This window comes from Nonomuraea sp. NPDC023979, assembly GCF_040639085.1.
Lineage (GTDB): Bacteria > Actinomycetota > Actinomycetes > Streptosporangiales > Streptosporangiaceae > Nonomuraea > Nonomuraea ceibae.
Window position 1 is genome coordinate 338,573 of the sequence record NZ_JBEZZG010000001.1, and the last position, 23,070, is coordinate 361,642.

At 73.4% G+C, this 23,070-nt stretch carries 14 protein-coding genes; 10 read left to right on the forward strand and 4 right to left on the reverse strand.

Going from position 1 to position 23,070, the window contains the following annotated elements; all coding sequences use genetic code 11:
- Positions 1-56 precede the first annotated feature (56 nt).
- Positions 57-1,106: a YafY family protein gene (locus AB0G11_RS01690; protein WP_357583247.1), complete on the forward strand. Its 1,050-nt coding sequence runs from the start codon at positions 57-59 to the stop codon at positions 1,104-1,106.
- Here the strand turns inward: AB0G11_RS01690 and AB0G11_RS01695 are convergent.
- Positions 1,045-2,154, reverse strand: a complete 1,110-nt coding sequence (locus AB0G11_RS01695; protein ID WP_357583249.1) for a class I SAM-dependent methyltransferase — start codon at positions 2,152-2,154, stop codon at positions 1,045-1,047. The genes AB0G11_RS01690 and AB0G11_RS01695 overlap by 62 nt on opposite strands.
- Before the next feature lie 262 nt (positions 2,155-2,416).
- Here AB0G11_RS01695 and AB0G11_RS01700 point away from each other — a divergent pair, with 262 nt between their 5' ends.
- Complete coding sequence (locus AB0G11_RS01700) at positions 2,417-6,145, forward strand: S8 family serine peptidase (protein ID WP_357583251.1); 3,729 nt, start codon at positions 2,417-2,419, stop codon at positions 6,143-6,145.
- Here AB0G11_RS01700 and AB0G11_RS01705 read toward each other — a convergent pair.
- On the reverse strand, positions 6,130-8,319 hold the full coding sequence (locus tag AB0G11_RS01705) for a glycoside hydrolase family 95 protein (protein WP_357583253.1): 2,190 nt from the start codon (positions 8,317-8,319) through the stop codon (positions 6,130-6,132). The genes AB0G11_RS01700 and AB0G11_RS01705 overlap by 16 nt on opposite strands.
- Before the next feature lie 99 nt (positions 8,320-8,418).
- Between AB0G11_RS01705 and AB0G11_RS01710 the strand changes: the two genes are divergently transcribed.
- The 7 genes from AB0G11_RS01710 to AB0G11_RS01740 all read left to right on the forward strand — a co-directional run bounded on the left by AB0G11_RS01710 (position 8,419) and on the right by AB0G11_RS01740 (position 16,977).
- The gene (locus AB0G11_RS01710; protein WP_219509822.1) at positions 8,419-8,922 is read left to right on the forward strand and encodes a hypothetical protein; all 504 of its coding nucleotides are present in this window, start codon (positions 8,419-8,421) and stop codon (positions 8,920-8,922) included.
- Positions 8,922-10,322, forward strand: coding sequence for a hypothetical protein (locus AB0G11_RS01715; protein ID WP_357583255.1), 1,401 nt, complete (start codon positions 8,922-8,924; stop codon positions 10,320-10,322). Before AB0G11_RS01710 ends, AB0G11_RS01715 begins: the two co-directional genes overlap by 1 nt.
- Positions 10,319-11,620, forward strand: coding sequence for a VWA domain-containing protein (locus tag AB0G11_RS01720; protein ID WP_357583257.1), 1,302 nt, complete (start codon positions 10,319-10,321; stop codon positions 11,618-11,620). The genes AB0G11_RS01715 and AB0G11_RS01720 overlap by 4 nt, the downstream gene beginning before the upstream one ends.
- An 11-nt stretch (positions 11,621-11,631) precedes the next feature.
- Positions 11,632-12,747 carry an AAA family ATPase gene (locus AB0G11_RS01725; protein ID WP_357583259.1) on the forward strand — a complete coding sequence of 372 codons (1,116 nt, stop codon included), beginning with the start codon at positions 11,632-11,634 and terminating at the stop codon, positions 12,745-12,747.
- Positions 12,744-15,527: a hypothetical protein gene (locus tag AB0G11_RS01730; RefSeq protein WP_357583261.1), complete on the forward strand. Its 2,784-nt coding sequence runs from the start codon at positions 12,744-12,746 to the stop codon at positions 15,525-15,527. Before AB0G11_RS01725 ends, AB0G11_RS01730 begins: the two co-directional genes overlap by 4 nt.
- A gap of 71 nt (positions 15,528-15,598) precedes the next feature.
- On the forward strand, positions 15,599-16,264 hold the full coding sequence (locus tag AB0G11_RS01735) for a sensor domain-containing protein (RefSeq protein ID WP_219509828.1): 666 nt from the start codon (positions 15,599-15,601) through the stop codon (positions 16,262-16,264).
- Between the two features lie 47 nt (positions 16,265-16,311).
- A complete protein-coding gene (locus tag AB0G11_RS01740) occupies positions 16,312-16,977 on the forward strand; it encodes an AIM24 family protein (RefSeq protein WP_357583262.1) in 666 nt (221 codons plus the stop codon).
- Here AB0G11_RS01740 and AB0G11_RS01745 read toward each other — a convergent pair.
- Both AB0G11_RS01745 and AB0G11_RS01750 read right to left on the reverse strand, forming a co-directional pair.
- Positions 16,974-18,122, reverse strand: coding sequence for an AI-2E family transporter (locus tag AB0G11_RS01745; protein WP_357583264.1), 1,149 nt, complete (start codon positions 18,120-18,122; stop codon positions 16,974-16,976). The two genes, AB0G11_RS01740 and AB0G11_RS01745, sit on opposite strands and share 4 nt — an antisense overlap.
- 49 nt (positions 18,123-18,171) lie before the next feature.
- Positions 18,172-19,443 carry an FAD-binding oxidoreductase gene (locus AB0G11_RS01750; RefSeq protein WP_357583266.1) on the reverse strand — a complete coding sequence of 424 codons (1,272 nt, stop codon included), beginning with the start codon at positions 19,441-19,443 and terminating at the stop codon, positions 18,172-18,174.
- A 114-nt stretch (positions 19,444-19,557) separates the two neighbouring features.
- On the opposite strand from AB0G11_RS01750, the gene AB0G11_RS01755 reads away from it, so the two are divergent.
- Positions 19,558-23,067 carry a LuxR C-terminal-related transcriptional regulator gene (locus AB0G11_RS01755; protein ID WP_357583268.1) on the forward strand — a complete coding sequence of 1,170 codons (3,510 nt, stop codon included), beginning with the start codon at positions 19,558-19,560 and terminating at the stop codon, positions 23,065-23,067.
- Positions 23,068-23,070 lie beyond the last annotated feature (3 nt).

Here is a 23,070-nt window from a genome sequence, read left to right on the forward strand (position 1 = left end):
ACAGTCGCAGCAGTACAGGACAGGGTGTGGCCGCTATTTGCGGCACCATGGAGAACATGCCGAAGACTTCAGCGCGACTGCTGGCGTTGCTCTCGCTGCTGCAGGCGCGCCGCGACTGGCCGGGGGCGCTGCTGGCCGAGCGGCTGGACATCAGCCCGCGGACCGTGCGGCGGGACGTCGACCGGTTGCGGGAGCTCGGCTATCCGATTCTCGCGATCAAGGGGCCGGACGGCGGTTACCGGCTCGACGCGGGGAGCGAGCTGCCGCCGTTGCTGTTCGACGACGAGCAGGCCGTGGCGCTGGCGATCGCGCTTCAGGGGGCCGCCAGGTCGGGGGCGGGGATCGAGGAGGCGGCGGCGCGGGCGCTGCACACGGTCCGGCAGGTGATGCCCGCGCGGTTGCGGCACCGGATCGACACGTTCCAGGTCACGGCCGCCGACGCGGTCCGGCCGGAGACGCGGGTGGACAGCGGGGTGCTCATGACGCTCAGCGCGGCCGTGCACGCCCGCGAGGTGCTGCGGTTCGACTACAGGAGGCGGACCGGCGAGCGCGATCCCGGGCCGGCGCGGCGCGTGGAGCCGCATCATCTCGTCACCTGGGGCGGGCGCTGGTATCTCGTCGCCTGGGATCTCGACCGGGGCGACTGGCGTACGTTCCGGGCGGATCGGATCACGCCGCGCGTCCCGGCGGCGGGGCCCCGGTTCACGCCGCGCGCGCTGCCCGGGGGTGACGCGGCGGCGTTCGTGGCGGGCAGGTTCCGAGGGGCAGGCGGGCCGGGTGACTGGCCCTGCCGGGGCGAGGTGATCCTCGGCCTGCCGGCCGCCGAGGTGTCGCGGTTCGCCGGCGAAGCGCTCGTCGAGGAGCTCGGGCCGGATCGCTGCCGGGTCGTGCTGGGTTCGTGGTCGTGGCCGGGGCTGGCGGCGGCGCTCGGCAGGTTCGACGCCGACATCGAGGTGGTGGGGCCTCCCGAGCTCAGGGACGCGTTCGCCCGGCTGGCCCGCCGCTACGCCGCCGCCGCGGCCGGCCCGGGAGTGGGCCCGGAGGTCAGTGGCCCGCCGACTCCAGCGGGGCCGAGGCGGGGGACTCGCGCAGCCGCCGGACCTTGAGGGCGCCGCCCCACCGGGAGATCGCCTCGTCGTCGGCGAACGCCATCGCCCGCATCATGTTGCCCCCGTCCGTGGCCTCGACGGCGCGGCGCAGGCGGGCGCGGAGCGGGCCGGGCAGGCGGGACGTGCCGGCCTCGACGGTGTCGCCGTAGTGCGGGGCGTAGCCGACCCCGGCGAACCCGGTGCGCCTCAGCAGCGTGGGCAGCGTGTCGGACGAGTAGAACATCAGGTGGTTCTTGGTGAAGCCGCTCCACGCCGACCCGTACGCCTTCAGGAGCAGGGAGCGGGCGTTGACGGTGAGAATGAGCAGCACCCCGCCGGGAGCGAGCAGGCTGCGGAAGCGGGTGAAGTCGTCCAGCGGGCGGGGCAGGTGGGCGAGCACCGACCAGAGGGTGATGACGTCGAAGCCGCCCTCGGCGATCTCGGGCACGTCCTCGGGCGCGCCGTAGAACGCGCGGGCCTTGGTGAGGCGTTCGTTGGCCTGGGCGACGGAGTCGGGTGAGAGGTCCACGCCGTAGGCGTCGAAGCCGCGCTGTTCGGCGAGCTCCAGGAAGAGGCCGGCACCGCAGCCGAAGTCGAGCAGCCGCCTGCCCTCGCCCGCGTCCAGGATGGGGGAGAACGCCTGCATGGTGAGGGTGTAGCGGCGTTGCCGGTTGGCGGCGTACTTGCCGGTCAGGAACTTGCTGTAGCCGGTGGCGTACAGGTCGCCGAGGCGTTCGGGGCGGATGTTCGGGTTGCGGTAGAGGAAGCCGCAGGAGGGGCAGCGGACGACGCGGTAGCGCCACTTCTCGCCGGCGGGCCGGAAGAGCGGCTGCTGGCGTTCGTCGCCGCACATCATGCAGGCGAGGAACTCCTCGATCTCGCCCAGCGGCAGGTCGGCCTGGTAGTCCTCCAGCGGCAGGACGGGCGCCCGGCGCAGTCGCCAGCGCCACTGCGCCTCGCGGACGAGGCGTTCGCCGGGCCGGACGTAGACGCGCTGTCCCCAGGGGACGCGGTCGTAGCGGGTGCCGTACGCCAGCCGGCCGAGAACTCGCCGTGCAGAGACCATCACATACCCCTAAGCAGCCGAATGCCGCAGGTATTGCCTCGCCTCCTTCCGACTATTCCATCGCAATCCCCAAATGAACACCGAGAACGACCACCGCGCGGGCCGGAATGGGTGGCGGATTCATGACAAGTCCGGTTCCAGCCACGCCGATCTCATGGACACCAGCAGATCGCGCCCCATAGGAATTCGGTAGTTGGGCTTACCACATGCGTTGGAGGACGGTCGAATGTCTGGTTTGGGGCGATGGCGCCGAGGGGCGGTGGTGGGCGTCTCGGCGGTTCTGGCCGTGTCGGCGCTCAGCGTGCCGGGCGCGGGAGCCGAGAGTGTCCCGGCGGCCACCGCGTTAGGCGCCGCCGACGAGATCACCTTGATCACCGGTGACCGGGTGCGGGTGCGGGCGGTCGACGGCGGTCACCGGACGGTGGCGGTCACCCCGGCGCCGCGCGCGGACGGGCACGTCCCGGCGTTCCGGACGCTGGAGTCGGACGGCGAGCTGACCGTGATCCCGGACGACGTGGCGGCCCTGGTGCCGGACCGGCTGGACCCGGCGCTGTTCAACGTCACCGACCTGGCCAGGGACGGTTACGGGGCGTCGATCCCGCTGATCCTCACCTACCGCGACAACGTGCCGAAGGCGGCGCTCCCGGCCGTCAAGCAGGCCCGCACGCTGGAGAGCATCGGCGGCGCCGGCGTGGAGCTGGCCGCCTCGGAGGCGGCCGGGCTCGGCGCCGAGCTGGTCAAGCTCGCCGGAGCCGGTCCCGCGGCCCGCGCGGCGGGCCCGCTCGGGGCGGTGGAGAAGATCTGGCTCGACCGCAAGGTGGAGCCGTCGCTGGAGCACAGCGTGCCGCAGATCGCCGCGCCCGAGGCGTGGGCGGCGGGCTTCGACGGCACGGGCACGACCGTCGCCGTGCTCGACACCGGCGTGGACGACCGACACCCCGACCTGGCCGGCAAGGTCGCCGACCGGCGCGACTTCACCGGCGAGAACGCCACCGGCGACCCGCACGGCCACGGCACCCACGTGGCGAGCACGATCGCGGGCAGCGGCGCGGCCTCCGAGGGCCGGGGCAAGGGCGTGGCGCCGGGCGCGACGGTGGTCGACGGCCGGGTGCTCGACGGCGACGGCAACGGCCAGCTCTCGTGGATCATCGACGGCATGGAGTGGGCGGCGGGCGAGAAGCGCGCCGGCATCGTCAACATGAGCCTCGGCAGCCCGGAGCCGGGCGGCCCGCTCACCGAGGCCGTCGGCGCGCTGACGCGCCAGTACGGCACGCTGTTCGTGGTCGCGGCGGGCAACGACGGCTGTGACGGCTGCGTCGGCACGCCCGGCGACGCCCCTGAGGCGCTGACCGTCGGCGCGGTCGACCGCGAGGACAAGCTCGCCGGCTTCTCCAGCCGGGGCCCGATCGCGGCGACGCTCGCGGTCAAGCCGGACGTGACCGCGCCGGGCGTCGGCATCGTCGCGGCCCGGACCGGCGGCACCGCCCAGGACCGGCCGTACACCCCCATGTCGGGCACCTCGATGGCGACGCCGCACGTGGCAGGGGCGGCGGCGCTGTTGCGGCAGGCCCGGCCCGGCATCACCGGCGCCGAGCTGAAGGCGCTGCTGATGGGCACGGCGAAGCCGGGCCAGGACATCGCGGCCGACGCGCAGGGCAACGGCCGGATCGACGTGGCCGCGGCGATCAAGGGCACGGTCCTGGCCTCGACCGGCTCGGCCGAGTTCGGCAAGGTCAAGCCGGGCGAGACGAAGACCGCCACCGTCGCCTACCGCAACCTCGGGCAGGCGCCCGTGGAGCTGGACCTGGCGGTCAGCGGCCCCTTCGCCGTGGAGCCGGCCAAGCTCACCGTGCCCGCCGCCGGGACGGCGGAGGCCACGGTGACGCTGAAGGGCGACACCCCCGCCCTGCTGCGCGAGCACCTCACCGCGACCGCCGCCGGCGGCGCGACCGTGCGCACACTGCTGGCGGCGAGCGTCGAGCCCAAGCGCGTCGAGCTGCGGGTACGCGGCATCGCCCGCGACGGGCGCGACGGGCGCGGCGGCTTCACCGTGCTCAACCTGGACGAGGGCACGCTCGCCGGGCGCGTGCTGCCCGGCGACCCGGCCCAGCCGTGCACCGAGCAGAAGTACGGCCAGGGCACCTGCCTGCTGGTGACGCCCGGCACGTACTCCGTGCTCGGCCACATCTGGACCATGCCCGCCGGCCAGGACAGCACGTCGGGCGGCAAGCCGCTGCACGAGAGCCTCGTCGGCGACCCCGAAATGGAGATCACCGAGAACACCGAGGTCGTGCTCGACGCCCGCAAGGCCGTCGAGGTCACCATCAAGACCCCCGACCACCGCACCAAGCGCAACGTCGGGGCCGCGGCCCAGCTCATGTGGTATCGCGCCGCGGACAAGGGCACGGCGCTGCGCGGCGGCACCCACATCTCGCCCGGCGGCCAGATCGAGGAGCGGCTGTTCGTGCAGCCGACGAAGAAGGTCACCAAGGGCACGTTCGCCGTGGCCACCCGATGGCGGCTGGAGGCTCCGGCGATCACGCTGAGCGCCCCCGGCCTCGACCTGGAGCCCTTCTACTACGACCCGGTCCACTTCAGCGACTTCTCCACCGAGTACCCGCGCCTCGACGGCACCGCCCTGCTGATGGCGGCCGACGCCGGCCGGGGCGGCGCCGAGGAGATCGCCCGGGCCCGCCTGCGCGGCAAGCTCGCCGTCATCCGCCGCACCCCCGGCGTGCCCGTGTCCACCCAGTCGAACGCCGCCGCCGCGGCCGGGGCCAAGCTCGTCGCCATCTACAGCGACACGCCCGGCTCCGACGTCAGCTCGGGCGGCAACGGCGTCAAGCTCGCCGTCCCGACCGTCCGGCTCAGCCACGAGGAAGGGCTCAAGCTGGTCGAACGGCTCAAGCGGCTGCCCGTCCCGGTGCTGGCCAAGGGCATCGTCGCCAGCCCGTACGCCTACGACCTGTATCTGCGCGAGGTCGGCCGGGTGCCCGGCTCGCTGGACTACGTGGTGCGCGCCAAGTCGCTGGCCAGGGTGGAGACCGACTTCCGCAGCCAGCTCGCCGACGACGTGACGGTCAACGAGGCCCGCTACGTCTTCGAGCCGTGGGACACCTTCGCCATCACCACCAACCGCCCGCTGGCCAAGGCGCCGCGCACCCGCGTCGACTACGTCAGCCCGGGCGCCGACCTGCGCTGGACCACCAGCGCCGGGACGCCGGAGCGGCACTACAACAGCATGTGGCCGCACCCCGACACCCCGTACGTCACGCTGACGCTGCCCGGTTTCGCCACCTTCGAGGCGGGCCAGAAGGTCAGCCGGAGCTGGTTCCGGCATCCGCTGCTGCCGGGCACCAACCCGCGCAACCCGTTGCGCCGCGACGGCGACCGGCTGTCGATCTCGATGCAGGGCTTCGTGGACGCCGACGGCAACTTCGGCGACACGTACACGAGTGACTTCGAGCGCGGCATGAAGACCGACTTCCGCCTCTACCAGGGCGAGACGCTCGTCACGCAGACGAACTACCTGCCGACGGGCACCGTCGACCTGCCCGCCGAGCAGGCGTCCTACCGGATCGAGTACAACGTGCGCAACGAGGCGGAGTGGGCCAGGCTGTCCACCCGGACGAAGGGCGTGTGGACGTTCGGCTCGGCGCACACGGCGGACACGACCGTGATCCCGCTGCTCATGGCGAGCTTCGACGCCCCGGTCGACCTGAAGAACCGGGCCACGTCCACCAAGCTCGGCGTGCGGCTGTTCCACCAGGAAGGGGCCGAGCAGAGCGACGTCAAGGACGTGACCCTGGAGATCTCCTATGACGACGGCGCCACCTGGAAGCCGGCCAAGCTGAAGAACAAGGGCGACAAGCGGTACGAGGCCAAGGTGGAGCGGCACCGGTCCGGGTTCGTCTCGCTGCGGCTGACCGCGGCCGACGTCCACGGCAACGGCGTCACGCAGGAGGTGATCAGGGCCTACGCGACGCGGTAGGAGCCGCCCGCCTCGGTGGGCACCGTCAGGATCCCGGACCCTGGATACCGGAGCCTGGCGGTGCCGCCGAGGTTCGAGGTCAGGCGGATCTCCGTCGGCCGGCCGCCGGCCCAGGTGACGCCGACGGTGAAGCCGCCACGCGCCCGCAGGCCGTCCACCGACCCGTCCGGCCAGGCGGACGGCAGCGCGGGCAGCACGTCGATGACGCCCGCGTGGCTCTGCAGCAGCATCTCGGCCATCCCGGCGGTGGCGCCGAAGTTGCCGTCGATCTGGAACGGCGGATGCGTGTCCCACAGGTTGGCCAGCGTGCTGTCCTTGAGCTGCCCGGTCAGCATCCGCAGCGCGTGGTCGCCGTCACGCAGCCGCGCCCAGAAGCTGATCTTCCAAGCTTTGCTCCAGCCGGTGCCGCCGTCGCCGCGGGCGCCGAGCGTGACCCGGGCGGCCTCCAGGTGCGCGGGCTCGGTGAGCTGACGTCCCGGGTGCAGCGCGTACAGGTGGGAGACGTGCCGGTGCTCGTCGTCCGGGTCGTCGAGGTCGGCCTTCCACTCCTGGAGCTGGCCCCACGAGCCGACGCGCACGCCCGGGTCGAGCCGGTCCAGCGCCGCCCGCAGCCGTTCACGCAGCTCGCCGTCCGCGCCGAGCACGTCCGCCGCCTCCAGCGTGGAGGTGAACAGGTCCCACACGATCTGCTGCGGCATCGCGGCCCCGGCGGTGAAGTCGCCGTGCTCGGGCGAGTAGCTGGGTGAGACGACGAGCAGCCCGTCACGCGGGTCCGTCCGCAGGTTGGCCAGCCAGAACAGGGCCGCCTCGCGCATCGCCGGGTAGGCCCGCTCGCGCAGGAAGTCCACGTCGCCGCCGAACAGGTAGTGCTCGTACAGCTCGCGCACCAGCCAGCCGGCCGCGTCCGGCATCCAGAACGAGGTGGCCCAGTCCTGCACGCCGGTGAAGCCGAACGGGTTGGTGTTCTGGTTCACCACCCAGCCCTCGGTGCCGAACAGCTCCTTCGCCGTCCGCCTGCCGGGCTCGCGCAGCGCCTCGACGAAGGCGTGGTACGGCTCCGCGGTCTCGGCCAGGCCGGTGACCTGGGCGGGCCAGTAGTTCATCTGGAGGTTGATGTTGGTGTGGTAGTCACAGTCCCACGGCGGCGTGTTGGACTCGTTCCAGACGCCCTGGAGGTTGGCGGGCAGCGAGCCGGGCCGCGACGAGGCGATGAGCAGGTAGCGCCCGTACTGGAAGTAGAGCGCCTGCAACCCCCGGCCCCGCCCGGCGAGCGCCTGGTCCGTGGGCAGCTCGGGCAGGGGTTCGCCGAGGTCGAGCCGTACGCGGTCGAACAGCTCCCGGTGGTCGGCGACGTGCGCCCGCCGCAGCTCCTCCCACGGCGGCGCGCCGTCCACGGCCGCCGTCACCCGCGCGTGCGGGTCCGGCCCCCGGTAGTGCGGGTACGCGGGCGCGTAGTCGGTGCCGGCCGAGAACACGAACGTCGCGCCATCGGCCCCGCTGACCGTCACGCGCCCGTCCCCGTCGGCACGGGCGCCGCCGTCGGCGAGGACCTGGACCTGGCCCTCGTAACGCAGCCCGTTGCCCGGGAGCGCGCCCCGCACGACCAGCCGCCCGTCGCGTGTCGTGACCCGCTCGCAGCCGGGGTGCGCGCCGGCGAAGCGCAGCGTGAAGCTCACGCGGCCCGGCCGGTCGGCGGTGATCCGCCCGGCGATCACCCCGGCCGGATGGCTGGCCAGGTACTCGCGCGTGAACGTGACCCCGGCGGCGTCCCGGTAGGTCACGGTGGCGACGGCGTCGCCGAGGTCGAGCGCGCGCCGGTAGCCGGCCGGCTCGGCGGGCGCGCCCGGCACGTCGAGCAGCAGCTCGCCGAAGGTCTGGTACGCGCCGAACGCGGTGGGCGGCGCGCCGAGCTCGGCCGCGACCTCCTCGGGCGGCAGGCTGCCGCGCTCGTCGATGCCCCGCTGGATCCGCTCGACGGCGCCGGGCCGGGGGTGCGGCCAGTTGCCCGACAGGTAGCCGTCCTCGCCGGGGCCGCCGGTCCACAGCGTCTTCTCGTTGAGCCGCAACCGCTCGGTCGCCACGGTGCCGTGGACGGTCGCGCCGAGCGCGCCGTTGCCGATGGGCAGCGCCTCGCTCTCCCAGTTCGCGGCAGGTCGGTCGTACCAGAGGATCACCGCCCAAGCCTAGTCATTCTGCGTGAACCGCCCACTCTTGTCGGTGGCCTCCGCTACATTTCCGGTTCGTTGATCAAGAGCCCTGGAGGTCAGAGGATCGTGAACGCGGACCCAACCGCGTGGGAGCGGCGCAGCGTCACCCTCGTGGTGCCGCCCGTCCAGCCGCGCAAGCTGGCGAAGGTGCCCTTCGTCGAGCTGGCTGACGGACGCCTGCAGGGCGTCGTGTCGAGCGGATCGGACATCGGGCGGGTGTACGTGTCCTTCATCGCCGCCGGAACCCACGACTTCAACTGCAGCACCAACAACAACCGGCCCTGCGGCGGCCTCTACGGCTCGCCGTGCAAGCACCTGAACTCGCTGGTGGCCGAGGCGATCGTGCAGTACGGCGCCGGGCGCGTCGCCCGCTACCTGCGCGTCGACGGCGCCGAGACCGTCGAGACCAGCCACGACCTGATCAGGCGCCTGACCGGCGGGCACGAGCCGGGTTCGGCCGCCGTGGTGTTCAGCCGGTTCCTGCGCCACCTCGGCTACCTGGAGCTGCCGGCCAGCACCGCGCCGCTCGCCGAGATGCACTGGTTCCCCTCCACCGGGGCGGTGCGCTGATGCTGGACGTGCAACTCGGCGCGCTCGACGCCGGCCTGCCCCCGGGTGTCGAGGAGGCCCTCGGCCTGGTCTCCGCCTTCGACGAGACGCTGGGCACCGGGCTCGGCCGGCTCAGCCAGGAGGGCGCCCAGGCGGTCACCGGCCTGGCCGCCGCCGTGGCCGCGACCCCGCTCGGCGACCGGGCCGTCGAGGCCGCCGACAAGATCGCCACCGGCTCGGTCGCGGGCGACCATCTGACGATGCTCGCCGGGGCGCGTGCCGCGCTGCTCGGCGCCGTCGCCGACGCCCTGCTGGCCCGCCTCGACGAGGCGCTCGGCCGGACCCGCGCCCAGTGGGAGGAGCCCGCCGCCGGCCCGGCCGAAGCTCCGGAGAACCTGCTCGTCGGCTGCCGGTCCTGGCTGCACGAGGTGGCCATCACCGGCTGGCGCGGCGTCGGCCACGACCTCGTCGCCGCCTCCGACCAGGCCATCGAGGCCATGTTCGGCGAGCCAGCGCTGCGCCGGGCCGCCGTGCTGCTCGACGGGCTCGCCGCCGAGCTGCGCGCCTCCAGCCCCGTCGCCACGATGGAGAAGCTGCCGGAACGCCGCTGGGCCGACCTGTGGACCCGCGCCCTGATGCTCACCCAGCCCGGCCGCGCCGGCGCCGACCCCGGCGTCCCGGTGTCCGGGCGGCTGCTCATCCTCGGCGCCGACGTGCACGAGCACGCCACCGCCGTCCAGGTCCAGGTGCACGGACTGCTGGAGCCGAAGGACGGCGGCACGCCCCGGCTGGTGCGCACCGCGATCTCCGCCACCAAGGTCGACACCGTCGTCGGCCCCGCCGTGTGGGGCGTCCTCCAGGACTATCCGGCGCTGCTCGGCGCGCTGGCCAGGCACCTGTCGCTCGACCTCACCGACATGCCGCTGCTGGCGAGCGGCGACCTGCTGTGGGACGACGCCAAGGCCGCCGCGGGTGAGCTCGCCGCCCCGTTCGCCGTCGCCCGAGTCCAGCTCGCAGGAGCGCTCGCGCCCGCCGGGCCGCCGATCGACCGGCACCCCGTGGCCATCGCCGAGCCGGTGTTCGTCGAGGGCTACAAGGCCGTCAAGGTGGACGAAGGGATCGAGTTCCGGCTCGGCGACCAGGCGATCACCGTCACCACCGACCGGCTGCCCGGCTGCGGCCCGCTCACGCCCCAGCTCCTGGCCACCTCCACCGCCTGCATCGGCCTGCTGCGCTGGGACGGCCGCTGGCTGCTCCAGCCGCTCGCCGTCCAGTCGACGGTCAAGCGCCAGCAGGTTGCCGTGCACAACGGCGACTGGGCGCTCGGGCCCACCGACCCCAAGGTCGTCAAGTCGCTGGCCAGATCGGGCGACGCGGTGGCCGTACTCCGCGAACGAGCAGGACGGCTGCTGAGGAAATGACCGATACCCGCGCCGAGGAGAACCGGCGCCAGGTGCTGCTGTGGCGGCTGCTGGCCCGCGTGTTCGAGACCGACGAGCAGCCGGCGCTCGAAGCGGCCAGCGTGGCCGCCGTCGACGCGCTCGGGCTGCCGCCCGCGCTGCTCGACCCGTCGGTGTCCGTCGACACGCTGGTGCAGCGCTTCCCCGAGCTGGCCGAGGAGTTCCGCGGCCTGATGGCGCCCGGCGAGGACGACGAGGAGCCGCGCGACCGGGCCCGCACCGCCGCGCTGGCGTCCAAGCTGCTGCTCAACCTGTTCGCCACCGGCAGCGGCGACGTCTCCGCCACCAAGCTGGCCGCCTGGCAGCAGGACGCCGGCTGGTTCGAGCAGGCGCTCGGCTGCGAGCCCGGCGAGCTGCGCGCCCAGCCCGGCCGCAACGGGCTCGGCGGCCTGCTCGCCGGCCTCGAAGGCGACCTGGTCAAGCGCATGCGGCTGCGCGAGGTGCTCGCCGACCCGGCGCTGTCGCGGCAGCTCACGCCCAGCATGTCGCTCATCGAGCAACTGCTGCGCGACAAGGACAACCTGTCGGGCGTCGCCCTGGCCAACGCCAAGGCGCTGATCCGCCGCTACGTCGACGAGGTCGCCCAGGTGCTGCGCACCCAGGTGCAGCAGACCAGCGCCGGCACCATCGACCGGTCGGTGCCGCCCAAGCGGGTGTTCCGCAACCTGGACATCGAACGGACGATCTGGAAGAACCTCACCAACTGGAGCCCCGACGACGAGCGGCTCTACGTGGACCGGCTCTTCTACAAGCACACCGCCAAGCGCACGGTCCCGGCCCGCATGATCGTGGTCGTCGACCAGTCGGGCTCGATGGTGGACGCGATGGTCAACTGCACCATCCTGGCCTCCATCTTCGCCGGGCTGCCCAAGGTCGACGTGCACCTGATCGCCTACGACCACCGGGCGCTCGACCTGACGCCGTGGGTGCACGACCCGTTCGAGGTGCTGCTGCGCACCCAGCTCGGCGGCGGCACCAACGGCATGGTCGCGATGAGCCTGGCCCGCCCCAAGATCATGGACCCGCGCAACACCGCGCTGGTGTGGATCTCCGACTTCTACGACAACCGGGACGTGCAGACCGAGTTCGAGTCGCTGCACCGCTCCGGCGTGAAGCTGATCCCCGTCGGGTCCGTCAGCAGCTCCGGACATCAGAGCGTCGACTCCTGGTTCAAGCAGAAGCTGAAGGACCTGGGCACGCCGGTGATCTCCGGCCACATCCGCAAACTCGTGTTCGAGCTCAAGAACTTCCTCAACTAGGAGAATCCCCAATGACCGACGAGATGCTGCGCGCCCCCGCCGAGGTCAAGTACGCAGAGGAGCTCGACTGGCTGGAGTCGATCGACGACGGTCCCAAGCCGTTCTCCTGGCGGCTCAGCCCGCGCATGGTCAGCCTGTTCGTGCTCGGCTCCGAGCGCTCCGACGGCCTGGACCGGGAGATCGCGCAGAAGTGGTTCGGCGACCGGAGCTTCGTCGAGCGTGCCATCGTCACGCTGGCCTCCGACCGCGGCCTGCTCCTGATCGGCGACCCCGGCACCGGCAAGAGCTGGCTCGCCGAACTGCTCGCCGCCGCCATCTCCCGCAACTCCACGCTGGTCGTGCAGGGCACCGCGGGCACCACCGAGGACCACATCAAATACTCGTGGAACGTCTCCATGGTGATCGCCAAGGGGCAGTCGCGCGAGTCGATGATCCCCTCGCCGATCATGACGGCGATGGAGCAGGGCGTGATCGGCCGCTTCGAGGAGCTGACCCGCTCCACCAGCGACGTCCAGGACGCGCTCATCTCCATCCTGTCGGAGAAGTACGTGTCCATCCCCGAGCTCGACGACGACAACATCGTCTTCGCCCAGCCCGGCTTCTCCATCATCGCCACCGCCAACAGCCGCGACCGGGGCGTCAACGACCTGTCGTCCGCCCTCAAGCGGCGCTTCAACTTCGTCCGCATCCCCGTCGTGACGAACAAGAAGAGCGAGGCGGAGATCGTCCGCTTCCGCACCACCGAGCTGCTGCGCCGCCACAACATCGACCTGGAGCTGCCGCCCACGCTGCTCGACATCCTGCTGCAGAGCTTCGCCGACCTGCGGGCCGCCGCCGCGTCCGCGCAGAGCGACGACGGCAAGCTGGAGTCGGCGCTGTCCACCGCCGAGCAGATCGGCGTGCTGGAGGACGCGATCCTGCACAGCAACTTCTTCGGCGACCGCACGCTCAGGGCCGAGACGCTGGCCGGCTCGCTCGTCGGGTCGCTGGCCCGGCGCACCCCCGAGGACCTGGCCATCCTCAACAAGTACTGGCACGGGGTCGTCGAGCCGCGCAGCAAGAAGGACGGCGGCGAGTGGCAGGGCTTCCTCGAAGGCGGCCGCCAGGCCATCGCCACCCTGTCATGAGCCTCTTCGGCGCGCTGCGCGAGCAGCTCAACGATGCCGCCGAGACCTTCGCCGGGTCGCCCGGCGCCCTGTCCGAGATCCTCACGGGCATGGTCGACGACGTCGACCGGGCGCTGGGCGAGCGGCTGGAGATCTTCCCGGTGTGCCACCACTCGCCGGCCTCGGCCCTGGCCATGGCCAGGCGGCTGCGCGAGAAGCAGCCGCAGGTCATCTACCTGGAGCTGTGCGAGGACCTGCGGCCGCTCCTCGACGAGCTGCGGACCTGCAAGCTGCCGGTGGCGCTCCAGGCGTTCGCCACCGACCTCGACGGCTTCCCGGAGAGCTGGGGGCCGCTCAGCGTGGTCGCCCCCATCACCGAGGCGTCCGCCGAGTATCAGGCCATCGCCTACGCGCTCGACACGCCCGGCGTGGAGCTGGTGCTGGTCGACCGGTCCTCCGACCACGTCTTCCAGTGGCATCCCCGGGAGGAGCCCGGCAGGCCCGCCGAGGAGGCCGGCCTGCACGGCGACGCGGTCGGCGTCGAGATCGGCGACCTGCGGCCCCGCTTCGCCGAGCTGGAGGAGCACCTGCTGCACCACGGCAAGGTCCGCCACTGGTCCGAGTGGTGGGACCAGTACGTGGAGCAGCCGCTGTCCGGCGCGGACTACGACACCTACCGCCAGGTCATGGTGCTGATCGGCAGCCTGTTCAGGCGGCTGCGCCCGCACGACTCGGCCAAGCTCGACCGGGACGAGGACCGCGAGCGGTACATGTGGACGCGCATGCGCGAGCACCTGGCCGCGACCGGCGCCGACCCCGAGCGCTGCCTGTACGTGTGCGGCGCCTTCCACGCGGCCAGCCGGGTGGAGGAGTTCGGCCTGGACGCGACGCGTACGGACTTCGACATCTCCCCGCGGACCGCCACGAACTGGCTGTACGGCCTCATCCCGTCCAGCCACTCGGCCATCGAGGCCCAGTTCGGGCTGGCCCCCGGGTCGGTGTCGATCGCCGCCGCCACGTACGCCAAGGCCGTCACGCGCGGCGGCGTCAAGCCGTACGCGCTCAAGGGGCAGCCGTCGAGCAAGCGGCCCGCCAAGGCGAAGCCCGCCGCGCCCCTGGTGCCCGCCGACCAGCTCACCGGGTTCCTGTCCAGGCCGCCCGAGCGCGACCCGCTCGACGAGGCCGAACTGCTCGGCTGGTGCGTCGACATCGTCCGGCTGGCCCGGCGCAACGGCTACCTGTCCAGCACGGCCGACGCCATCGCCGTGTACGAGACGTCCATCCTGCTCGCCGGGATCCGGGGCAGGGCCAGGCCGACGCCGTACGACTTCCAGGACGCGGCCGTCACCTGCATCGAGAAGGACACCGTGCCCGGCCGCCGGGACGTGCGGCGGCTGTGCGAGATCCTGCTCGGCGGCGACCGGATCGGCGAGGTCGGCTACCAGTCGCTGCCGCCGCTCGCCCAGGACGTGTTCGAACGCCTGGAGCCGCTCGGCTTCGACATGAAGAAGCGGGCCGTGCACCGGGTGCTGCTCGACCTGAACGCCACCCCCGAGCTGCGACCCTGCTCGCAACTGCTGTGGGTGCTGCGGCGGCTGATGCCCGACGACCACGCCGTGCGGCCCATCATGGGCAGCAAGCAGCTCGGCGAGCGCTCCATCCAGGAGAGCTGGGACGTCGCGCTCGGCCACCACCAGCGCGCGCTCATCGAGCTCGGCTACGAGGGCGTCACCGTCGAGCAGGTGCTGGAGCAGCGGCTGCGGCGCAGCGTGTGGGAGCCGAAGGCGACCGCCGCCGACGCGTTGCAGGCGGTCGAGGAGGCCATCCTGTTCCTGGGCGGCCGGCGCGTCGCCGACGAGCTCGGGGCGCGGGCCGTGGACCTGCTCGCCGCCGAGCGGAGCGTCGACGACGCGCCGGACGTGCTGCGGCGCATCCGGCGGCTGCTGGCCCACTACCGGGCCACCGAGCCGGCGCTGCCCGAGTGGTGCGAGCGGTTCGTCACCACCGGCTACGCGCAGTACTGCACGCTGCTGCCCACGGCGTTCGTGGCCGAGGACGTCGGGGTGCGGCAGGTGGCCGCCATGCTCGGGTTCCTGTCGTCGATGGAGAGCCTGGCGCTGTCGCTGGGCTGCGACCGGGCGCAGCTCGAACTGGCCGTGCGCCAGTCGCACCCGGAGACGCCCGGCAAGATCGCGCTGCTGTGGGCGGCCCAGTTCCAGCTCGGCGTGCTGGCGATCGCCGACCTGCGGGAGCGGTGCGCGGAGCTGCTGGACAACCCGCTGGTGGTGCCGTCGTTCCCGCAGTACCTGAGCGGGTTCGTGCAGGCGCTGGAGGCGGCTCCGGCGCTGACGCCGTTCGTGGTGGAGGTGATCTCCGGGGCGTTCGCCAAGCTGCCCGACCGGGTGCTGCTGCCGTGGCTGCCGACGCTCATCGAGACGCTGCGCAAGGAGGCCCCGGAGCTGGTCCCGATCCTGATCCGGGAGGCCGGGCGCACGTTCCCGGCGACGCTCGCGGCCGTGGACGCCTGGGTGGCGCCGTGGGAGCGGGCGCCCGGCGACGGGCCGGGCGTGCGGGCGGCTCCCGCCGCCGTCACGGGCGGGCCAGTCGACGAGCTGCTGGCGGCGCACCCGGCTCCCAGCGACGCCGTGGCGGCGCTGCTCGGCTGCGAGGGCGGCTGGGCGCCGCTCGGCTCCGGCGACGCCGCGCCCGGGGCTGCCCCCGAGGTGGCCGCGCTCCTGGCCCGGCATCCGTCGGCGGCGGACGCGCTGGCAGGCGTGCTGTGCGCGGCCGGTAAGGGGTAGGGACAGCCCTACCCCAAGAGGCCAGCGAGCGGGAGAGTGGCGGCAGGGGTCCGAACCGTACGTTGAGGTACATGACGAACCTCCGCCGCCGCATCGCCGTCGACACCCGCTACGTCCTCACCGGTTTCCCCCTCGCCGTCATCGGCTTCTGCCTGATCGTGACCGGGATCGCGGCCGGGCTGGGCAGCGCCGTCGCCTTCGTCGGCCTGCCGATCCTGGCCGCCACGGCCACGATGGCGCGGCGCTTCGCCGACGTGGAGCGGGCCGCGCTGCCGGAAGTGCTCGGCCGCCCGGTCGCCCGCCCCGAGTACCGCGAGGCCCCGGCCTGGGCCGGCTGGTTCCGCCGCACGATGAACCCGGTGCTCAACGCGCAGGCCCCGATGGACCTGCTGTACGCCATCCTGTCCTTCCCGATCGCCATCGTCTCGTTCGTGTTCGCCGTCGTGTGGTGGGCCGGGGCGATCGCGGGCCTGACGTTCCCGGTCTACGGCTGGCTCCTGGCCGGTCTGCCCGGCTTCCACGAGGGCGGGCTGCCCGCGCTGCTCGGCTTCGGCACCGACATGGCGACCCACATCACCTTCAACGTCATCGTGGGCGTGCTGTTCGCGCTGACGCTGGTTCCGGTGCTGCGCGGCGCCGCGCTGGTCAAGGCCACGCTCGCCCAGGCGATGCTCACCCGTCCCGCCTACGCCCCCCGCTCCGGCCTCCGGCACGCCGCCCACGTGGGCGTGTCCTGACCCCATATCGTGGGACTCAACGGACATCCATCACGAAAGGGGCGAGCGTGCGCAGCGCATTCTTCGGCAACATGGACCCCCAGCAGCTCCCACCGGGCTTCACCCTGCAGAACTCCAAGATGCTGCGCGTCCAGCTTCCCGAAGTGCTGGCCAAGCAGGGCTCGATGGTCGCCTTCCAAGGGCAGATGGACTTCGACTACGAAGGGTCCGGCAGCCTCGGCAAGCTGTTCAAGAAGGCCATGACGGGTGAGGGCGCCTCGCTCATGCGGGTGCGCGGGCAGGGCAACCTCTACCTGGCCGACAACGCCGACGACATCCACCTGTTCTTCCTGGAGAACGAGGGCCTGACCGTCAACGGCCGCAACCTGCTCGCCTTCCAGCCGCAGCTCGCCTGGGACATCCAGCGGGTGCAGGGGGCCGGCATGGCGGCCGGCGGCCTGTTCAACACCACGCTCAACGGCACCGGCTGGGTCGCCGTCACCACCCACGGCACGCCGGTGGTGCTCGACGCCGCCGCCATGCCGACGTACGCCGACGGGCAGTCGGCCGTGTGCTGGAGCACGTCGCTCAAGGTGGGCGTCAACCGCACGTTCAAGGCCGGCGCGCTGATCGGCCGGGGCAGCGGCGAGGCCATGCAGCTCGCCTTCCAGGGACAGGGGTTCGTCCTGGTCCAGGCGAGCGAGGGCCCGCCGGTGGTGCAGGCCAAGGGCTAGTGGCTCTCCTGCCGGGGGAGCACCACCTCGGCCAGGATGAGCTGGATGGCGGCGGCCACCGGGATGGCGAGCAGCGCGCCGACGATGCCGAGCAGCGCGCCGCCGATCAGCGCCGCCACGATCGTGGCGGCTGCCGGGACGTCCACGGACGTCTTCATCACGCGCGGCGCGATCAGGTAGTTCTCCACCTGCTGGTAGGCGATGAAGAACACCAGACAGGCGATCCCCACCGGCATCGACACGAAGAAGCCGACGATCGAGGCGACCCCGGCGCCGATGGCCGCGCCGATCAGCGGGACCAGGTCCGTCACGGCCACGATGATCGCCAGCGGCAGCGCGTACGGCACCCCGGCGATCGACAGGAACAGGAACGACGTGACGCCCGCGATCAGCGAGATGATCAGGTTGCCCGCGACGTACCCGCCGACCCGCCGCAGCACCTCGTCGCCCAGCAGCCGCACCCGCTCGCGGCGGCTCTTCGGCACCAGCCGGTAGCCGAGCCCGGTGATCGAGCGCAGCGACGCCAGGAAGTACAGGGTCAGGATCAGCACCGTGAGCGCCGAGAACAGGACGCTCACCACGACGCCCGCCGCGCCCAGCAGCCCGCTGAACACCTGCGTGCCCATGTTGCCGCTGAGCAGGTAGTCCTGCACCCGCTGCAGCAGCCCGAACCGCTGGTCCAGCTCGCGGACGCCCGGATTGGCGAGAAGCTGCTCGATGTAGGCGGGCAACTGCTCGACGAACTGGCCCGTCTGCTGCGACAGCGCGGGCACCACCGCCACGCCGAACAGCACGAAGAACCCGATCACCGCCGCGAACACCATCCCGATCGCCGCGCCGCGCCGCAGCCCGCGCTCCTCCAGCCGGCGCACCGCCGGGTTCAGCCCGACGGCCAGGAACAGCGACACCACGATCAGGATCAGCGCCGACGCTGTCACGGTCAGCGCCTGCACCAGCAGCCAGGCCGACAGCACGCCCAGCGCCGCCGTGAACCCGAACATGAACGGGCTCCCGCTCACCGGCCGGCCCGGCTTGCCGAACGGGGCCTTCTCACCGCGCCGCGCGGCCGGGACGCGCGGCGCGAAGCCCTCGACCCGCACCGCGCGTCCGTCGGGCTGCGCGTGCTCTTGCGTGGGGTTCGTCACGAGGGGATCTCCTAGGACGGGACCCATCCTCTGCCCCGGCTGAGCGTGTTCAGCCCTGCGGAACGATGTTGTGGTTGAGCCGGAACACGTTGCCCGGGTCGTAACACCGCTTCACGGCTGCCAGCCGCCGATAATCCGTTTCCGTGTACGCGTCCCGCACCCGGGTGCTGTCGGCCAGGAAGTTCAGGAACGTCCCGCCGATGCCGTGCTGCCCCAGCCTCTCGCCGAGACCCGGCAGCGCCTGGTCCACGATGATCGAGAACGGCAGCCCGCGATGGCCGACCGGCCCCGCGTCCGGCCCCGCCTGGGCCATCGCGCCGCCCCAGTGCCGCAGCTCCACCGTCGCCTCCCGGCCCGTCTCCACCAGCGCGCCGATCAGCTCGTCCGGCAGCGACGGGAACAGGTCCAGGTAGCGCGCGGGCGTCCCGCCCATCGCCGCCCGCGCGTACGGCACCGGCCGCACGCCGTCCGCCAGCGCCGGACCGGCCGCCTCCCACAGCGGGCGCAGCACCTGCCGCCCCTGCTCCGCCGGGCCCGCGTACATGGCCTTGATGCCGACCGCCCGGCCGCCGTCGGGCCCCTTGGTGAGCATGATCGCCGTGCTCACCTCGTCCGGCGCCGACGCCGCCCAGTCGCGGTAACGGGCCAGCGTCTCCCCGGCCCGCTCGTACGGGAAGAACGCGATGCCCGCGAACACCTCAGCCACCGGGTACAGACGGAACTCCAGCGACGTCACCATCCCGAAGTTGCCGCCGCCGCCCCGCAGCGCCCAGAACAGGTCGGCGTCCCGGTGCGCGTCCGCCGTGACGATCCGCGCGTCGGCCGTGACCACCTCGGCGCTCAGCACACTGTCGGCCGCGAACCCGTACCGGCGCGACAGCCACCCGACGCCGCCCCCGAGCGTGAAGCCCGTGACGCCGACGTCCGGCGACGAGCCCGACAGCGGCGCCAGCCCGTACGGCGCGGCAGCCGCCAGGACCTGACCCCAGCGGGCGCCCGGCCCGACCCGCGCCACCCGCCTGACCGGATCGATCTCCACCCGGTCCAGCGCCGTCGTCCGCAGCAGGATGCCGCCGTCCGACGGGACGTGCGTGCCGTGACCCGTCGCCTGCACCGCCAGCGGCAGGCCCAGCTCGCCCGCCGCCGCCACCGCCGCCCGCACGTCCTCCCGCCCCGACGCCTCCGCGACCAGCACCGGCCGCGCGTCGACGGCCGGGCTGAGCGCCGCGCGCCCCCGCTCGTACCCCTCGCCACCCGGCCGGTGCACGGCTCCACGGAAGCCGGCGATCCCGTACGTCCTGTCCGCGAGCTGCTGCACCATGTCCCTGACCTCCTGTTTCCCGACTGCCTCCAGCCTCCCGCCGGGCACCCCCCGGACACATCCGTGGTCACCACGGATTCACCACGGAAAGTCCTGATAGGCGATGATGTGGACGTGACGGTGTCAGGTCCGGGCGGGGTGTCGAGGCGCGAGGCGGAAGTCCTCGAGGCGCTCGGCGCGCGGCTCACGAACGCGCAGATCGCCGGCCGCCTCCACATCTCCATCCGCACCGTCGAAAGCCACGTCTCGTCGCTGCTGCGCAAGTACGGCGTCACCGACCGGCAGGAGCTGGCCGCGCTCGCCGTCCCCGCCGGCGAGCTGGCCGGGCTGCCCGTCACCCGCACCTCGTTCGTCGGCAGGCAGGCCGAGCAGGAGGCGATCACCGCCGCGTTCGCCACCTCCCGCCTCGTGACCCTCGCCGGGCCAGGCGGCGTCGGCAAGACCCGCCTCGCCGTCGCCGTGGCCGGCGCCCTCGGCCACGGCGGCGCCTACACCGACCTCGTCCCCGTCCGCGACGGCTTCGTCACCGAAGCCGTCGCCGCCGCCCTCGGCGTCTCGGAGCAGCCGCAACAGCCCCTGGCCGACGCCGTCACCGACCGGCTCGGCACCACGCCCGCCCTGCTCGTCCTCGACAACTGCGAACACCTGCTCGACGAGGTCGCCGGCTTCGTCGACCGGCTCCTCGCCCGCTGCCCCGGCGTCCGCGTCCTCACCACCAGCCGCGAACGCCTCGGCATGCCCGGCGAACGCGTCATCGCCGTCGAACCCCTCCCCGCCGGCACCGACGCGGTCACCCTCTTCCACGACCGCGCCGCCGCCGCCGGACAGGACGCCCTCGACCCGGCCACCGTCGAGACCATCTGCGCCCGGCTCGACGGACTGCCCCTCGCCGTCGAACTCGCCGCCGCCCGCAGCGCCGCCCTCGGCGCCGAAGGACTGCTCGCCGCCCTCGACGACCACCTCCGCCTGCTCGCCGGCGGGCGCGGAGCCGACCAGCGGCACCGTTCACTCCGCGCCGTCCTCGCCTGGAGCCACAACCTCCTCGCGGACCCCGAACGCGCCCTCCTGCGCCGCCTGTCCGCCTTCACCGGCGCCTTCGACCTCCACGCCGCCGTCGCGGTCACCGGCGAGGACCGCGTCCACGTCGCCGACCTCCTCGGCCGCCTCGTGGACAAAAGCCTCCTCCAGCGCGGGGCCGGCCGCTGGTGGCTCCTGGAGACCATCCGCGCCTTCGCCGCCGAACACCTCGCCGCCGCCGGCGAAACCCCCGCAACCCACGCCCGCCACCTCACCTGGGCCGCCACCACCGCCGAATCCCTGACCGCTCGCCTCCTGCCCTCCGCCCCCACCCCCTCCTGGACGACCGCTGGCGCGGGCTCCCGTCCGGGGGAGGCGGACCGGCCATCACCCCACCTGGGAGAGCCCTCAGCCGGGACGGTCGGGGGTGCGCAGGCCCAGCCGGACGGGGCGCCCGCGTGGCACGCCGTTCCCGTGGAAGGCGGGCGCGGCGGGGTGGCTCGTGCGGGGGTGGCGTGGTGGGCGGAGTTCGACGCCGTGGCCGACGATCTCCGGGCCGCGCTGGCCAGGGCCCAGCCTGGGGAGATGGCGCACCGGCTGGCCAGGGCGCTGGGACGGCTCGCGTACGGGCGGCGCTTCCTGCGGGAGGCCATCGCCCACTTCCGCCACGCCGCCACGCTGGCGTTGACCCGGCACGATCCCGCAGAACCGCACCCCACCCCGGAGCAGGCCGCGGCGAACGCCCGGGATGCGGCGGCCGACCTGGGCGCCGCCGCCGAGTGCGCACTGGCCTTCGCCGACTCGGCCCTGGCGTACGAGCTGCACCTGGCCGCCGCCGAGCACGCCCGTCAGGCGGGCGACGGCGACGCCCGGGCGATCGCGCTGGCCAGAGCCGCGGTGATCGCGAGCCGCCACCCGGGCTTCGGCACCGGCCTCACCGTCCCCCCCGCCCAGCTCCACGCCCTCGCCGAGGAAGCCGCCACCGCCGGCGACCCGGCCAACCCCTACGTGACGGCCCATGTCGCAGCCGCCTACGCCTGGACCACCCACCCCCTGACCCCCCACCCCCCTTCAACGGGACCGACACAGCCCACCCCTCCGGCCGGGCAGGCGCAGTCGGACAGTTCCTCCACCCCTCCGACGGGACCCGCAGGTCCCGCTGCCCCTCCGGTGGGCCACACGCCCCCGGGCAGCTCCACCGCGTCTTCGGCGGGGGTCGCAGGTTCCGCTGCCCCTCCGGCGGGGCAGGCTCAGCCGGACAGTTCCCCCACCTCTCCGGCGGGGGCTGCACGGCCCGCCGCTTCTGCCGCGCCTCCGGTGGATCAGGCGCGGCCCGGCAGCTCTGCCACGCCTTCGGCGGGCACCGCGCGGCCCGGCGCCCTTCCGGTGGGCCAGGTGCACCCGGGCAGCTCCACCGCCCCTCCGGCGGAGGCGGAGCAGCCTGCCGTCTCCGTCGCGCCTTGGGAGCCGCGGTTGGGGGAGGGTGGGTCGTTGGCGCGGTGGGCGTTGGGGGCGGCTGAGGCTGTCGGAGATGCGGTGCTGGTGAGCGGGGCGATGGACGGGGTGGTGCTCGAGGCGGCCGGGGAGGGGCGGCTGCGGGAGGCGTACGGGACGGCCAGGGAGCGGCTCGTGCTGCGGGCGGCGATGGACCCGTACGATCCGCGTTCGGGCATCGAGATCGTCGACTCCCTGCACACGGCCTCGGTCTACGCCGTGGCCGTGGGCGATCTGCCTGGGGCGCTGGAGATCGCGGGGGAGGCGATGCGGGATGACGTCACCGGCGGCCATCCGGCGTTGGCGAGGAGCCGGCTCATCGCGCCGCTGGTGTTGACCGGGGCGTTCCGGGAGGCGCTGGCTCTGGGCGTGGAGATGTGGGAGAGCCAGGCGCGGATGGAGACGCCGCCGGGCCGGTGGATGGCTCCGGCGTTGGCGTGGATGGGGCTGGCCTGCGATCTGCTGGGGGACTCGGCGGGGGCGCGGGGGTGGCGCGGCCGGGCGGAGGCGGTCGGCGGGACGAGGCTGGTGGCGTTGTTCGCGTTCATCGACGCGCGTACGGCCACGGATCGGATCGCCGACGGCGAGGGCGTTGATCGGGTGGGTGGGGCGCTGGCTGAGGTGGATCTCGGCGGGCGGGCCGGGGGGATGTTCGCCGGGTACGCCGTGGCGGCGCGGGCGGAGCTGGCCGTGGTGGCGGGCCGGGCGGACGCGGCGGAGTGGCTGGCGGCCGCGGAGCCGGTGGGGCGGGAGAACGCCTGGGCGGCGGCCTGCCTGGCGCGGGCCGAGGGCCGGCTGGCGGCCCGCTCGGCCGGAGCGGCCGGATCGGGTGGAGCGAGCGGTCAGGGCGGGTCCGGCGGGTCCGGCGGGTCCGGCGGCCAAGGCGGGTCCGGCGGCCAAGGCGGATCCGGTTGTCAGGGGGCGCCCGGTGGGCCCGGTGGATCTGGGGCGGGGTTGGAGGCGTTGGAGCGGGCGGTGGCTGGCTGGGAGGGTGTCGGGGCGCGGTACGAGCGGGCGCGGACGCTGCTTCTGGTGCCGGGACGGGAGGCCGAGGGCAGGGACGAGCTGGCCGCGATGGGCGTTATGTTGACCGATCGTTCTCGAAAGGCATAGGGT